13 protein-coding genes and 1 pseudogene are annotated in these 12,394 nt (G+C 68.8%); 5 read left to right on the top strand and 9 right to left on the bottom strand.

Going from position 1 to position 12,394, the window contains the following annotated elements; genetic code table 11:
• The first annotated feature begins 9 nt into the window (after window positions 1-9).
• Both fusA and tuf read left to right on the top strand, forming a co-directional pair.
• The gene (gene fusA / locus ACGFNV_RS10810) at window positions 10-2,136 is read left to right on the top strand and encodes an elongation factor G (RefSeq protein WP_393621210.1); all 2,127 of its coding nucleotides are present in this window, start codon (window positions 10-12) and stop codon (window positions 2,134-2,136) included.
• A 156-nt stretch (window positions 2,137-2,292) separates the two neighbouring features.
• Window positions 2,293-3,486: an elongation factor Tu gene (tuf, locus tag ACGFNV_RS10805; RefSeq protein WP_133927676.1), complete on the top strand. Its 1,194-nt coding sequence runs from the start codon at window positions 2,293-2,295 to the stop codon at window positions 3,484-3,486.
• A gap of 83 nt (window positions 3,487-3,569) precedes the next feature.
• Here tuf and ACGFNV_RS10800 read toward each other — a convergent pair whose 3' ends face one another.
• The 5 genes from ACGFNV_RS10800 to ACGFNV_RS10780 all read right to left on the bottom strand — a co-directional run bounded on the left by ACGFNV_RS10800 (window position 3,570) and on the right by ACGFNV_RS10780 (window position 6,547).
• Window positions 3,570-3,977, bottom strand: coding sequence for a contact-dependent growth inhibition system immunity protein (locus ACGFNV_RS10800; RefSeq protein WP_393621208.1), 408 nt, complete (start codon window positions 3,975-3,977; stop codon window positions 3,570-3,572).
• 10 nt (window positions 3,978-3,987) lie between these two features.
• Window positions 3,988-4,575: a Uma2 family endonuclease gene (locus ACGFNV_RS10795; RefSeq protein WP_393621206.1), complete on the bottom strand. Its 588-nt coding sequence runs from the start codon at window positions 4,573-4,575 to the stop codon at window positions 3,988-3,990.
• Between the two features lie 111 nt (window positions 4,576-4,686).
• Complete coding sequence (locus ACGFNV_RS10790) at window positions 4,687-5,022, bottom strand: hypothetical protein (RefSeq protein WP_393621204.1); 336 nt, start codon at window positions 5,020-5,022, stop codon at window positions 4,687-4,689.
• Window positions 5,019-5,873, bottom strand: a complete 855-nt coding sequence (locus ACGFNV_RS10785) for a helix-turn-helix domain-containing protein (protein WP_393621202.1) — start codon at window positions 5,871-5,873, stop codon at window positions 5,019-5,021. Before ACGFNV_RS10785 ends, ACGFNV_RS10790 begins: the two co-directional genes overlap by 4 nt.
• Before the next feature lie 200 nt (window positions 5,874-6,073).
• Complete coding sequence (locus ACGFNV_RS10780; RefSeq protein ID WP_393621201.1) at window positions 6,074-6,547, bottom strand: ATP-binding protein; 474 nt, start codon at window positions 6,545-6,547, stop codon at window positions 6,074-6,076.
• Between the two features lie 111 nt (window positions 6,548-6,658).
• Between ACGFNV_RS10780 and ACGFNV_RS10775 the strand changes: the two are divergent.
• Window positions 6,659-7,536 (top strand): annotated as a pseudogene (locus ACGFNV_RS10775) (helix-turn-helix domain-containing protein).
• Window positions 7,533-7,736, top strand: a complete 204-nt coding sequence (locus ACGFNV_RS10770) for a DUF397 domain-containing protein (protein WP_393621199.1) — start codon at window positions 7,533-7,535, stop codon at window positions 7,734-7,736. The pseudogene ACGFNV_RS10775 and the gene ACGFNV_RS10770 overlap by 4 nt, the downstream one beginning before the upstream one ends.
• Here the strand turns inward: ACGFNV_RS10770 and ACGFNV_RS10765 are convergent.
• The 4 genes from ACGFNV_RS10765 to ACGFNV_RS10750 form a co-directional block, all read right to left on the bottom strand.
• Window positions 7,729-8,100: a hypothetical protein gene (locus ACGFNV_RS10765; protein WP_393621197.1), complete on the bottom strand. Its 372-nt coding sequence runs from the start codon at window positions 8,098-8,100 to the stop codon at window positions 7,729-7,731. The two genes, ACGFNV_RS10770 and ACGFNV_RS10765, sit on opposite strands and share 8 nt — an antisense overlap.
• Window positions 8,101-8,139: 39 nt before the next feature.
• Window positions 8,140-9,126, bottom strand: coding sequence for a hypothetical protein (locus ACGFNV_RS10760; protein WP_393621195.1), 987 nt, complete (start codon window positions 9,124-9,126; stop codon window positions 8,140-8,142).
• Between the two features lie 25 nt (window positions 9,127-9,151).
• Window positions 9,152-9,691: a GNAT family N-acetyltransferase gene (locus ACGFNV_RS10755; protein ID WP_393621193.1), complete on the bottom strand. Its 540-nt coding sequence runs from the start codon at window positions 9,689-9,691 to the stop codon at window positions 9,152-9,154.
• Between the two features lie 78 nt (window positions 9,692-9,769).
• Window positions 9,770-11,155 (bottom strand): S41 family peptidase, encoded by a 1,386-nt coding sequence (locus ACGFNV_RS10750; protein ID WP_393621191.1) that lies wholly within the window; start codon window positions 11,153-11,155, stop codon window positions 9,770-9,772.
• Window positions 11,156-11,271: 116 nt separating this feature from the next.
• On the opposite strand from ACGFNV_RS10750, the gene ACGFNV_RS10745 reads away from it, so the two are divergent.
• Complete coding sequence (locus ACGFNV_RS10745) at window positions 11,272-12,249, top strand: NAD-dependent epimerase/dehydratase family protein (RefSeq protein WP_393621189.1); 978 nt, start codon at window positions 11,272-11,274, stop codon at window positions 12,247-12,249.
• Window positions 12,250-12,394: the final 145 nt, after the last annotated feature.

The following is a 12,394-nucleotide window of genomic DNA, read 5'->3' as shown; positions in this document are numbered from 1 at the left end:
TGAAGCCTTATGGCTACCACTTCACTTGACCTGGCCAAGGTCCGCAACATCGGGATCATGGCCCACATCGACGCGGGCAAGACGACCACCACCGAGCGGATCCTGTTCTACACCGGCGTGTCGTACAAGATCGGTGAGGTCCACGACGGCGCCGCCACCATGGACTGGATGGAGCAGGAGCAGGAGCGTGGCATCACGATCACGTCTGCTGCGACCACCTGTCACTGGCCGCTCGAGGACAACGACTACACCATCAACATCATCGACACCCCGGGTCACGTCGACTTCACCGTCGAGGTGGAGCGCTCCCTGCGCGTGCTCGACGGTGCCGTGACGGTGTTCGACGGTGTCGCCGGTGTCGAGCCGCAGTCCGAGACGGTGTGGCGTCAGGCCGACCGTTACGGCGTGCCCCGTATCTGCTTCGTCAACAAGCTGGACCGTACCGGCGCCGAGTTCCACCGCTGCGTGGACATGATCTCGGACCGCCTGGGCGCCCAGCCGCTCGTCATGCAGCTGCCGATCGGTGCCGAGGCCGACTTCAAGGGCGTCGTGGACCTGGTCCGCATGAAGGCGCTCGTGTGGTCCGCCGAGGCCGCGAAGGGCGAGATGTACGACGTCGTCGACATCCCGGCCACGCACACCGAGGCCGCCGAGGAGTGGCACAACAAGCTCGTCGAGGCCGTCGCGGAGAACGACGAAGAGATCATGGAGCTGTTCCTGGAGGGCCAGGAGCCCACCGAGGAGCAGCTGTACGCCGCGATCCGTCGCATCACCATCGCGTCCGGCAAGTCCAGCGACACCACGGTCACCCCGGTGTTCTGTGGCACCGCGTTCAAGAACAAGGGCGTCCAGCCCCTGCTCGACGCGGTCGTGCGCTACCTCCCGACCCCGCTTGACGTCGAGGCCATCGAGGGCCACGACGTGAAGGACCCCGAGGTCGTGATCAAGCGCAAGCCGTCCGACGACGAGCCGCTGTCCGCGCTGGCGTTCAAGATCATGAGCGACCCGCACCTCGGCAAGCTCACCTTCGTCCGGGTCTACTCGGGCCGCCTGGAGTCCGGCACCGCCGTGCTGAACTCCGTCAAGGGCAAGAAGGAGCGCATCGGCAAGATCTACCGCATGCACGCGAACAAGCGTGAGGAGATCGAGTCGGTGGGCGCCGGCGACATCGTCGCCGTCATGGGCCTGAAGCAGACCACCACCGGTGAGACGCTGGCCGACGACAAGAACCCGGTGATCCTGGAGTCCATGGACTTCCCGGCGCCGGTCATCCAGGTCGCCATCGAGCCCAAGTCCAAGGGCGACCAGGAGAAGCTGGGTGTCGCCATCCAGCGCCTGGCCGAGGAGGACCCGTCCTTCCAGGTCCACTCGGACGAGGAGACCGGCCAGACCATCATCGGTGGTATGGGCGAGCTGCACCTCGAGGTGCTGGTCGACCGTATGCGCCGTGAGTTCAAGGTCGAGGCCAACGTCGGCAAGCCGCAGGTCGCGTACCGTGAGACCATCCGCAAGGCGGTCGAGCGGGTCGACTACACGCACAAGAAGCAGACTGGTGGTACCGGCCAGTTCGCCAAGGTGCAGATCGCGATCGAGCCGATCGAGGGCGGCGACGCGTCGTACGAGTTCGTGAACAAGGTCACCGGTGGCCGCATCCCGAAGGAGTACATCCCTTCGGTGGACGCCGGTGCGCAGGAGGCCATGCAGTTCGGCATCCTCGCCGGCTACGAGATGACGGGCGTCCGCGTCACGCTCATCGACGGTGGCTACCACGAGGTCGACTCCTCCGAGCTCGCCTTCAAGATCGCCGGTTCGCAGGCCTTCAAGGAGGCCGCGCGCAAGGCCAGCCCCGTGCTGCTCGAGCCGATGATGGCCGTCGAGGTCACCACGCCCGAGGACTACATGGGTGAGGTCATCGGCGACATCAACTCCCGCCGTGGTCAGATCCAGGCCATGGAGGAGCGGGCCGGTGCCCGCGTCGTCAAGGGTCTCGTGCCCCTGTCGGAGATGTTCGGCTACGTCGGCGACCTCCGCAGCAAGACGTCGGGTCGCGCAAGCTACTCGATGCAGTTCGACTCCTACGCCGAGGTTCCGCGGAACGTCGCCGAGGAGATCATCGCGAAGGCCAAGGGCGAGTAACGCACAGCGTTCCGACGCTTTAGGCTTGACTCCGGAGCCTCACGGGGCAAACGCGCACATTCGCGAGTGTTTGTCCCGGGGCCCGGGTTTTACCAGCAAAGATCACCTGGCGCCGATGAAGTAAGGCGTACAGAACCACTCCACAGGAGGACCCCAGTGGCGAAGGCGAAGTTCGAGCGGACTAAGCCGCACGTCAACATCGGCACCATCGGTCACATCGACCACGGTAAGACGACCCTCACGGCCGCCATTACCAAGGTGCTGCACGACGCGTACCCGGAGCTGAACGAGGCCACCCCGTTCGACAACATCGACAAGGCGCCCGAGGAGCGCCAGCGCGGTATCACCATCTCCATCGCGCACGTCGAGTACCAGACCGAGGCGCGTCACTACGCCCACGTCGACTGCCCGGGTCACGCGGACTACATCAAGAACATGATCACGGGTGCGGCGCAGATGGACGGCGCCATCCTCGTGGTCGCCGCCACCGACGGCCCGATGCCGCAGACCAAGGAGCACGTGCTCCTGGCCCGCCAGGTCGGTGTTCCGTACATCGTCGTCGCCCTGAACAAGGCCGACATGGTGGACGACGAGGAGATCATGGAGCTCGTCGAGCTCGAGGTTCGTGAGCTCCTCTCCGAGTACGAGTTCCCGGGCGACGACCTGCCGGTCGTGCGTGTCTCCGCGCTGAAGGCCCTCGAGGGCGACGCGCAGTGGACGCAGTCGGTCCTGGACCTGATGAACGCCGTCGACACCTCCATCCCGGAGCCCGAGCGTGACGTCGACAAGCCGTTCCTCATGCCGATCGAGGACGTCTTCACGATCACCGGTCGCGGTACGGTCGTCACCGGCCGTATCGAGCGTGGTGTCCTGAAGGTCAACGAGACCGTCGACATCATCGGCATCAAGACCGAGAAGACCACCACCACGGTCACCGGTATCGAGATGTTCCGCAAGCTGCTCGACGAGGGCCAGGCGGGCGAGAACGTCGGCCTCCTCCTCCGCGGCATCAAGCGCGAGGACGTCGAGCGCGGCCAGGTCATCATCAAGCCGGGCTCGGTCACCCCGCACACCGAGTTCGAGGCCCAGGCCTACATCCTGTCGAAGGACGAGGGTGGTCGTCACACCCCCTTCTTCAACAACTACCGTCCGCAGTTCTACTTCCGTACGACGGACGTGACCGGCGTCGTGACCCTCCCCGAGGGCACCGAGATGGTCATGCCGGGTGACAACACCGAGATGAAGGTGGAGCTCATCCAGCCCGTCGCCATGGAAGAGGGCCTGAAGTTCGCCATCCGTGAGGGTGGCCGGACGGTCGGCGCCGGCCAGGTCACCAAGATCAACAAGTGATCTTGAGCCTGACTGGTAGCACAGCCTGAGCTGAGCTCCTGAAGGGGCCCGTACGACTTCGGTCGTACGGGCCTCTTCGCATGTCACGGGTGACGTGAGCCGGCGGCGAGGGCGGCGAGGAAGCGGTCCGCGTACGGTCGCAGGGGGCCAGGGAGGTCGAGGGTTACGTCGATGACCGCGGCCAACTCCCGCGCGGCGTCGGGTATCTCGGCCCAGGCGGCCGGGGCCCTGCTGAGGACCGCAGCGAGCAGATCCCCTTCGTACAGGTCCCCCTCGGCCAGCGGGTTGCTCCGCAGCACCTCGACGGCCAGGGGCAGCAGGTGGACGAGGCCGATGTCCTGTCCGATCAGCAGGCGCAGGTCTTCGACGGTGAGTGCGGCGAGCGGCTTCTGGCGGAGGGCGTGTGCGGTGAGGATGAACCGGGAGGTGTCGGGCGGGGGCGCGGGCCAGCGGGCGCCTTCGATGTCCTCCAGGGAGCGTGATCGGTCCATGCCGTAGACGCTAGTACCGGGGCAGGCCGTCCGTGGAGATGGTCCAGTCGGCGATGGTGACGTCCTCGCCGTAGACGAAGTCCTTGCGGGTGGCGTAGCGGGGGCCGTCGGGGGTGGAGTGGATGTCGGAGAGGACGGCGCCGGTGGCGGTGCGGGGGTCGAAGATGGCGTAGATGGGGATGCCGATCAAAGGGTAATCACGCGATTTCCCGACCCAGTCGTTGTCCGGGTTGGATCGGGAGACGACCTCGATGGCGGCAATCACGGTGCGCGGGTCGATGGAGCCCTCGGCGCTGAGATCCTCCCACGCGATCACCATCACGTCAGGGTGGCGCATGATGCTTTCTGGCTTGTCCTCCACGTCGGGTGTGCCGTTGTGGGCCAGCAGCTCGTCCGGCATGACCTTCTCCAGCCTGCGGCTGATGTGGGCTGCCGTGACCTCATGCGGTCCTCCTGGCGACATCATGTCGTGGACGATCCCTTCCTTGGTGATCTCGAATTTGCCGGGGAGGGTGTCGTCCATGGACTGAACGAAGTCCCGCATGGCCTGGTAGACGTGGGAGGCGCCGTGCTGCGCGTCGTCCGGTGCGATGGTCATGGCGCTCGCTCCTCGTCGTCTGTGCCCGGGGGCAAGGGTCGTCACCTTCATGCTAGGCGGCCTCCCGGAGATCGGGTCGGCGCTCCCCTGGCGGCGGCAACCCGGACCAGCTCACTCGCGCACTGCCTTCATGGCTGTGTCCAGGACAGCGCTCACTTCCCGCAGGGCTTCCTGAGCTGTGGCCGGATTCTCGTGCTCCAGGTTGTTCTTGGCTTGGGCATAGCGAGTGGACAGGTCGTGGCGGCGGGCGATCTCGATGTCCCTGGCCCAGGCCAGGACCCAGCTCTGCACAGGGGTCAAGGATTGCCACTCGACTGCCTTGGTGAAGGCCTCGTCCTTCTCGGCCTGCATTGCCTCCAGTCGGTCGGGAGCAACGATTGCGAGTGCCGCACGCAGGGCGTCAGGGGTCAGCTCGGGGCGGGGGATCAACTCGTCTCCGTGCATCATGCGGCCGTGGGGGCGGGGACACGGCAGTCGCGGCAGCGACCGGGTTGAGGGGAGCGGAAGGCGCGGTCGCAGCCGTCGCAGGTCTGGAGCCGGTCCGGGGCAGCTGGTCGTGGGGCCGCTGGGGCGCGGAATGGTGGCGGGGCCGGCAGGTGGCTGGCCAGGCGGTGGGCCAGCAGAGCGGCTGGGCGGTGTAGGGGGCCGTCCGGGAGGTTGGCGGTCAGGGAGTGGCGTACGGCGGTGGGGGTGACGTCGCGTTCCAGCCAGGCGGCGATGCCGGGGGCCAGGTGGGCCGTGTCGCAGGTGGAGAGGAGGAGGCGGGGGTCCTGGCGGCGGAGGGTCGTCAGGAGGTCCGTTGCCGTTTGGAGGAGGGTGGGGGAGGCGCACGCTGGTTGCGGTACGGCGGGGAGGGGCTTGCGGGGGGCGCGCTTCTTCTTCGGGGGCGCCGGCTTGTGTTCGGTCCTGGCGCCTCCGCCGGGCTGGTTGCACGAGATGGTGCGGGTGATGATTCGGCCACTGGGGATCCGCTCGCGCTCCCGGCGCAGGTAGCCGTGTGTCTCCAGTTCGCGCAGGGCCGCCGCGATACGGGTCGTGCCCTCCGTGAAGCGGGCGGCGAGGCTCTTGATGTCGACGCGGGCGCCGCTGGGGAGTGACTGGATGTGGACCGCCAGGCCGATCGCCAGGAGCGACAACTCCGTGTGCTGGGCCAGGTGGTTGCCGATCACCGTGAAGCGGGTGGTGTGGCGGGTGTGGTCGTGGATCAACCCGCCTGAGTGGCCGTGCCGGTTCGGGTGGTTGTTGGCGGCTTGCCGGGACCGGGCGCGCGAGGGCGCGCTAGGGTTCTGCGTATCCATCAGGAAGCGGCTTTCTTCCTCGGTGGTCAGGCCCTCGCACTGGGATGGCAGTCCCGGCGAGGGCCGACGTGTGTCTGCGGTTGTTGCGCTGAGCGTAGGGCAGGCAACCAGTCCGAAATCCAGCTGAGTTGGCGATGTTCACCCGCCCGGGTGAGCGGAGCCACGGGCGGGAGGAGGGGTGGGGCTTGGTGCGGGTTCTTTCACCTCCGTGTTTCTTGGGAAAGGCCGCCCGTGGCACCGAAGCGTGAGGTTTCGGGTTCCGGTGGGAGTTCGAGTTCGGCCCACACCGTCTTGCGGGGCGCCGGGCCCTCCATGACTCCCCAGCGGTCGGCCAGTGCCTCCACCAGGAGCAGGCCCCGGCCCGATTCCGCATCCGGGGGCGGCAGTTCCGCGTGCGGCCGGCGGTCACCTCGGGTGTCCGTGACCTCGATACGGAGGGTGCCGCCCACGACGTAGACCAGGAGCCGGAAGTCCCGTCCCGGTACGCGGCCGTGGGTCACCGCGTTCGACGCCAACTCCGCGACGAGGTGCGCCGCCGGGTCCAACGGCAGGCCCCATGAACGCAGTTGCTCCGTGGCGAGCAGGCGGGCGAGGCGGGCGCCCCTTGGCGTTGGCGACAGCTGTACGCCGAAGCTGCGGATGGGGGTGTGGGGAGGGTGGATTTGCTGCTTCACGTCACTCAGCGTGGCGTTGCGTGGCTACCGTGAACAGTGACGGTGGCGATACGTACGGTCACTGTCGGGTGCTTGTCCAGTGGTGTCCGGGCTTGTCAGGAGGGGTGAGGAATGCTGCACGTGGACGGTGAGGCGGGGCGGCTCAAGAGCGAGGCCGACGAGCCGGGTTGGGAGGTCGACCCGGACGACGACTGGGGTGTGGCCGTCGTCGCGACGGTGGGGCGTCAGCTGAAGCTGCGGCGCGAGGCCGTGGGGATGCGGGCCGCCGAGTTCGGGGAGGCGGTCGGGTACGGCGAGGACATGGTCTACAAGATCGAGAGTGGGAAGCGGATTCCTCGTCCTGAGTATCTGGACAGAGAGGACGAGGTGTTGGGGGCGGGGGGCTTGCTTTCCGCCATGAAAGAGGACGTGAAGAAGGTCAGTTACCCGAAGAAGGTGCGGGCTCTGGCCGACATGGAGGCGAAGGCAGTCGAGATCGGGGTGTACGAGTGCAACATCATTCCCGGGCTCTTGCAGACGCCGGAGCACGCCCGAGCCTTGATCGAGGCGGCACAGCCGCCGTACTCACCGGCCGATGTGGAACGCATGGTGGCCGCTCGGCTGGCCCGGAGGTCGGTCTTCGAACGGGACCCGGCGCCGTCGATGCAGTTCGTGCTGGAAGAGGCGCCGCTACGCCGGGAAGTCGGAGGCACAATGGCATGGAGGCGGCAGCTCGAACGCCTGCTGGAGGTGGGACGATTGTCCTTCGTCGCACTTCAGGTCATGCCGACCAACACCGACCCCCACCCGGGGCTGGACGGCAGGATCGAGTTGTTGAAGTTCGCGGACGGCACGGCTGTGGGGCGCGGCGACGGAGCGTTCAACGGCAGGGCGGTCGAGGACCCGAAGCAATTGCACATCCTTGAGCTGTGGTTCGGCACTGTCAGGGCGCAGGCTCTCCACCTCGGGAGTCGCTGGCTTTCATCGAGAAACGGCTGGGAGAAACATGATCCGCAAGGCCTCCGCCGGGGACACCTTGGACCTGGTGTGGTTCAAGAGCAGCTACAGCGGCGGCACCAGTGGGGAGTCCTGCGTCGAGATCGCCATAGCACCCCGCACCATCCACGTCCGCGACTCCAAGCACCTCACCGGCCCCCGTCTCGCCCTCACCCCGGCCGCCTGGGCCGACTTCCTTCACGCGCTCACGTAGCGGGCGTCGGCTGCGGGCCGATCGCCATCACCGCGAGGGTCGTCACGCGGACGATGACGCCTCCCAGCAGGGCCGCCAGGAATCCGTCGACGTGGACGCCGATGTCCAGATGGCCGCTGATCCAGGACACCAGGAACCAGATGAGGGTGTCCTGGACGATGCCGATCGCGGCGAAGACGACCACGGGAGAGCTTCTGACGTTGCTGGGATAGCAGTGGATCAGCTGGTTCACGATGAGGAAGACGGACCCGCACAGGATCAACTCCCACGGCGGGTCGTCGAGAACCGGGGAAATACCGGGCAGCAGGACGATGGCGAGGGCGGCGCCGAGATAGGTGCCGAGAAGGCGTCGTCGTTTGTACATGGGGCGGATCATGGGAGTGATCCGCCCGGCATTCAAGGGTTACTGCATGTTCCGGATGTGCGGATGGTCGTACGACACCGTGCAGACGTAGAGCTGCATGCTGTAGCCCCGGCCGATGTTGAGCTTGGTGGCGCAGGCCGGGCCGTCGGAGTGGTAGCCGGTGTAGTCGGCGTCCTCCACGGGGCGCCAGCTCCCGCTGCCGCCGTCCCACTCGCAGCCGTCGAGGGTGAGGAGGGGGCGGACGTCGGAGCCGCACTCGGCGCAGGACATGGGGAAGGGATCGGAGAAGCTCCACGGGCCGTAACCGCCGACCTTGCAGCCGGGGGCGACGCCGAGGTCGTACTGGTACTCCACCACACCGGACCATTCCTCGTGGATCCGCTCGACCAGTTCCTCCGGCAGCTCGTGCGGGGCCGGGTACTCGGTGACCGGCTCGGGGTGCAGGACGCAGGGTTCGGGCAGGTAGCAGTCGTCGCCGATGGCGGCCGGGCGGGGCGGGGTGCCGAGCGGGTCGGTGATGTCGGCGGAGTTGCGCCAACGGAGTTCGGTGCGCGGGAGGTAGTCGTCGTCATGGTCGAACGGGCACCAGAGCACTTGGAAGAGGTCGGTGCCGGTCGGGCGGGGGAGGTCGGGCACGTCGGCCGCGTAGAGCTGGGCCACCGGGATCATGGGGATGGGGCCGTCCTGCGATATCCGCCGCTCGTCCGAGCGTTCCACGATGCTCCGCTCCTCGGCGGTCAGCAGGTCCTCGTCCTCCGCGCGTGGCCGCCTCCATGCCTCGGCGAGGACACGGCGGCTCAGGTGGACGTCGTCCGGCGCGTACCCCACGTACCAGGGGTCACTGTGCTCCGGGCAGGTCGGCCAGGGCTCGTCGGCCGGCCACAGCAGTGGGCCGCCGATCGAGCTGTCCGCTGCCGTGGGGTTCCCGGCGCGCGGGTGCAGGCGAACCGTGGTGCGGGCCAGCGGCGCCAGCTCGGGGAAGCGGGCCGTGACATCGACGGGGCGCGGTGGCGTGGTGCGGGTCATGGCCGTGAGGGTACGGGGCGCACGCTCAACTGGACGGAGCGACCGGGGACCACATGCCGAGCCACTGCTCGGCGCCCCAGGCCTCGAACCGCTCCACCTCAGTGAACCCCAGCTTCGCCGCGAGACGCATGGAGCCGACGTTGGCGGTCTGGGTGGTGAGCACCACCGGTTCACCGGGAAGCGCGTCGGTGAGCCAGCCGAGTGCCGCCGTGCACGCCTCGGTGGCGTACCCGAATCCCCACGCCCGGGGCAGGAACAGATAGCCGAGATCGGCCTTCCCCACGGCAGCCGGGCGGCGGTGCCCGGTTGCTCTCCTGAGCAGGATCTGGCCGATCATCGACCCGTCGAGAGCCACGACGAAGCTCCCGGGCCGCCGCCCGGGCACCTCGGGCATCTCGCGCTCGAGCTCGTCACGCGGGCGGGGGCCGCCGAGGTAGGTGTGCACCTCCGACGAGGCGTGCAGCTCGATGAACGCCGCACGGTCCCGGGCCTCGGGCTCACGTAACACGAGCCTCTCGGTCTTGATCGGCTCAGGCGGCCAAGCCACGGGTCCCAGATCTTCCATCCGCGCAAACTAACAGGTGGTCAAACAAATCGAACGGTTGACGCTCGACTCCGCCTGGAGCCGAACCCCGAACTGCACCTAACTCCGTCCAGCCCTCAGCACATTCACCGCGCGGTCGAACGCCGAGTCGCGGCCCTCGGTGAACTCCTCCTCCGTGAAGACCGGTTCGGTCAGGTGCGGCGGGATACCGGTGCCGTCGAACGTGCGGCCGGTGCGGGTGAGGAACTCCTCGTTGGGCAGCCAGGCGGTCATGCCGTTGGGGAGGTTGCGGGACATGACGTCGGAGAAGACGCCCTGGGTGGGCTGTCCGATGCGCACCGTGCTGCCCGGCCGGTCCATGAGGGCCTGGGTGAACGTCTCGCCCGCGCTCACCGTGGAGCCGCCGGTCAGTACGGCTACGGGGCCGGTGTAGCGGGGAGCGTGGGCGGGGACCACGGGGACGGGCTCGGGACGGGTGTGCCGGGTCGGGTCGGCGGGGTCGTTGCGGGCGCGCTTGGCGTAGGCGGTGTACGGGGTGTCGGTGAGGCGGCCGGCGAGGTGGATGCCGAGGGCGTCGGAGCCGCCGCCGTTGATGCGGAGGTCGATGATCAGGCCGTGCAGGCGCTGGATGCGGGGCGTGGTGAAGACCGTGTTCAGCGTGCGGTCCAGTTCGGCGAGCTGGGCGGCATGGGCCGGGTCCTTCGTGTCGTACCCGGAGAAGCCGGACAGCCGCAGGTAGCCGCGGCCGCCGGGCAGGTCGGCGTAGGTGATCCGGCCGCTCGCGAAGTCCTGGCGGTACGTCGCGCGGGCGAGGTCGCGTTCCACGATGAACTGCTTGACCTTGGCGTCCAGTTCCTCGCTCGGCGCGGTCGTGCCGGGACGGACGTCGCCCTCGAAGCGGTCGCCGTCCTGTACGACGACATGGGCGTCGTACAGCGGCTTCACCATGCGGCTGAAGAGGGCGAACAGCTCATCGCGGGAGGTGTCCGCGTGCACCTGCGGGCGGTAGCGGTCCCGCACGGCGTGCCAGTCGACGCCCTTGGCGGCGAAGAACGGGTAGTTCTCCTCGAAGGACTGCCAGAAGACGTCGAAGGTGGTGCGGGGGTCCTCGGGCGTGGGGCGGGTGCAGGCGGCGGGCAGTGCCGCGATGCGGCGCAGGCCGCGGTGGCCCACCGAGGCGTCCGCGGCGAGTGAGGCGCGCTCGGGGCCCGGGCCGGGGCGTACGGTCAGGACGACGCCGTCCGTGGTGTACGTGCCGGGGCCGGTCCGCCGTGCGGAATCGCCCTTGAGGCAGCTCACGGCGGTGGTCTGGTACTCCTGGTACGTGCCGCCGCGAAGGTCGAGGACGGTGCCGTAGCCGTCCATGCGCCACAGGCCGTCGGTGGTGGCGCTCCCGGACGCACTGGCGTTCGGTGCGACCCCGGCGGCGAGGGCCAGGGCGACGGCGGCGGCGGTGGTGGCGGTGCTGGCGGTGGCGATGCGCACGGTCTAGTTCCCCCTATGGACTTGGTTCGCCCCTCACCGTGACGCAGGGAGCGGCGCGCGGACCATCCGGCGAACAGGTGGATCGGGGCTGAGGGCAGCCCTACCCTTTGGGTCGGATGAGCGAAGAGGGTTTGGAGGCACGGGAGTTGAGTCCCCGCGTACGGATCGCCCTGACCGGGCCGACCGGCTTCATCGGCTCCGCCGTCCTGCGGGAGCTGGCGCGACTGCGGGAGACGGAGGCGCTCGTGGTGAGGGCCGTCGGGCGGCGCGCGACCGACGGGGTGCGCGCGCTCGCCGACGAGTGGACGTACGCCGACCTGGCCGACGCCGACTCATTGCGCGGGGTCTGCCGGGACGCCGACGTGCTGCTGCACCTCGGCGGGGTCCTCGGGCCGACCCCGGAGGACTGCCAGACCGTGAACGTGCTGGGCACCGCGGCGCTCATGGGGGAGGCACGGGCCGCGGGCGTCGAGCGAACGGTCCACCTCTCCACCGCCGCCGTCTACGGCCCGGGCCCGCATCACGGCATCGCCGTCGACGAGGTGGCGCCGGCCCCGGTCTCCGCCGCCAGTGCCTCCCGGCTGGAGGCGGAGGGATTCGCGCTGGCCGCGGGGGCCGTCGTCCTGCGTCCCGGGCTGGTGCTGGGGGAGGGGGACCGGTGGGTGGTGCCGGCGCTGGCCGAGCTGGTTCGGCGTGTCCCGGCCCTCTGGGACGGGGGGAGGGCCCGCCTCTCCACGGTAGACGTCGAGGACCTGGCCCGGCTCATAGTGTCCCTGGCGCTGGACGGTACGGGTGTGAAGGGCGGCATCCACCACGCCAGTCACCCCGCCCCCGTCACCACCGGCGACCTGCTGCACACCCTCGCCGAGCTGGGCCTACTGCCGCGCGTGAGCGAGTCGTGGTCCTGGGAGCGCTGTCTGGAGCAACTGCGGCGGACCGAGGGCCGGGTCAGCGAGCGGCAGCTGTCCCTCGTCGCGCTCGACCACTGGTACGCGAGCGAGGAGATCTGGCGGCTGACCGACTGTCCGCCCGGCCCGGGGAGCCTGCACCGCCTCGCTGAGGCCGCCGATTGGTATCGATCGCTGGGACGCTGACCTGCGTCCTTGCACCGCAGGCAGTTCGGCGTGCCGGCTCCCGAGCGAGCGGTGCGGACCGCTACGGCCTGACGGGCAGCGGACGCCGGCAAGGCCACGGAGTCGGCAAGCCCAGGGAGGCGGCAAGGTCACGGACGCGTGGTCC

The organism is Streptomyces sp. NPDC048751 (assembly GCF_043198595.1).
Lineage (GTDB): Bacteria > Actinomycetota > Actinomycetes > Streptomycetales > Streptomycetaceae > Streptomyces.
The sequence above is the reverse complement of the archived record's forward strand: the minus strand, read 5'-3'. Positions and strand labels throughout refer to the sequence as shown.

Bases quoted from the DNA above. Each gene is read 5' to 3' on its own strand.
- ACGFNV_RS10800 (WP_393621208.1), bottom strand. From the start codon at position 3,977: ATGGACCGATCACGCTCCCTGGAGGACATCGAAGGCGCCCGCTGGCCC.
- ACGFNV_RS10755 (WP_393621193.1), bottom strand. From the start codon at position 9,691: ATGGAAGATCTGGGACCCGTGGCTTGGCCGCCTGAGCCGATCAAGACC.
- ACGFNV_RS10770 (WP_393621199.1), top strand. From the start codon at position 7,533: ATGATCCGCAAGGCCTCCGCCGGGGACACCTTGGACCTGGTGTGGTTC.
- ACGFNV_RS10760 (WP_393621195.1), bottom strand. From the start codon at position 9,126: ATGACCCGCACCACGCCACCGCGCCCCGTCGATGTCACGGCCCGCTTC.
- ACGFNV_RS10765 (WP_393621197.1), bottom strand. From the start codon at position 8,100: ATGTACAAACGACGACGCCTTCTCGGCACCTATCTCGGCGCCGCCCTC.
- ACGFNV_RS10745 (WP_393621189.1), top strand. From the start codon at position 11,272: ATGAGCGAAGAGGGTTTGGAGGCACGGGAGTTGAGTCCCCGCGTACGG.
- fusA (WP_393621210.1), top strand. From the start codon at position 10: ATGGCTACCACTTCACTTGACCTGGCCAAGGTCCGCAACATCGGGATC.
- ACGFNV_RS10795 (WP_393621206.1), bottom strand. From the start codon at position 4,575: ATGACCATCGCACCGGACGACGCGCAGCACGGCGCCTCCCACGTCTAC.
- ACGFNV_RS10790 (WP_393621204.1), bottom strand. From the start codon at position 5,022: ATGATGCACGGAGACGAGTTGATCCCCCGCCCCGAGCTGACCCCTGAC.
- ACGFNV_RS10785 (WP_393621202.1), bottom strand. From the start codon at position 5,873: ATGGATACGCAGAACCCTAGCGCGCCCTCGCGCGCCCGGTCCCGGCAA.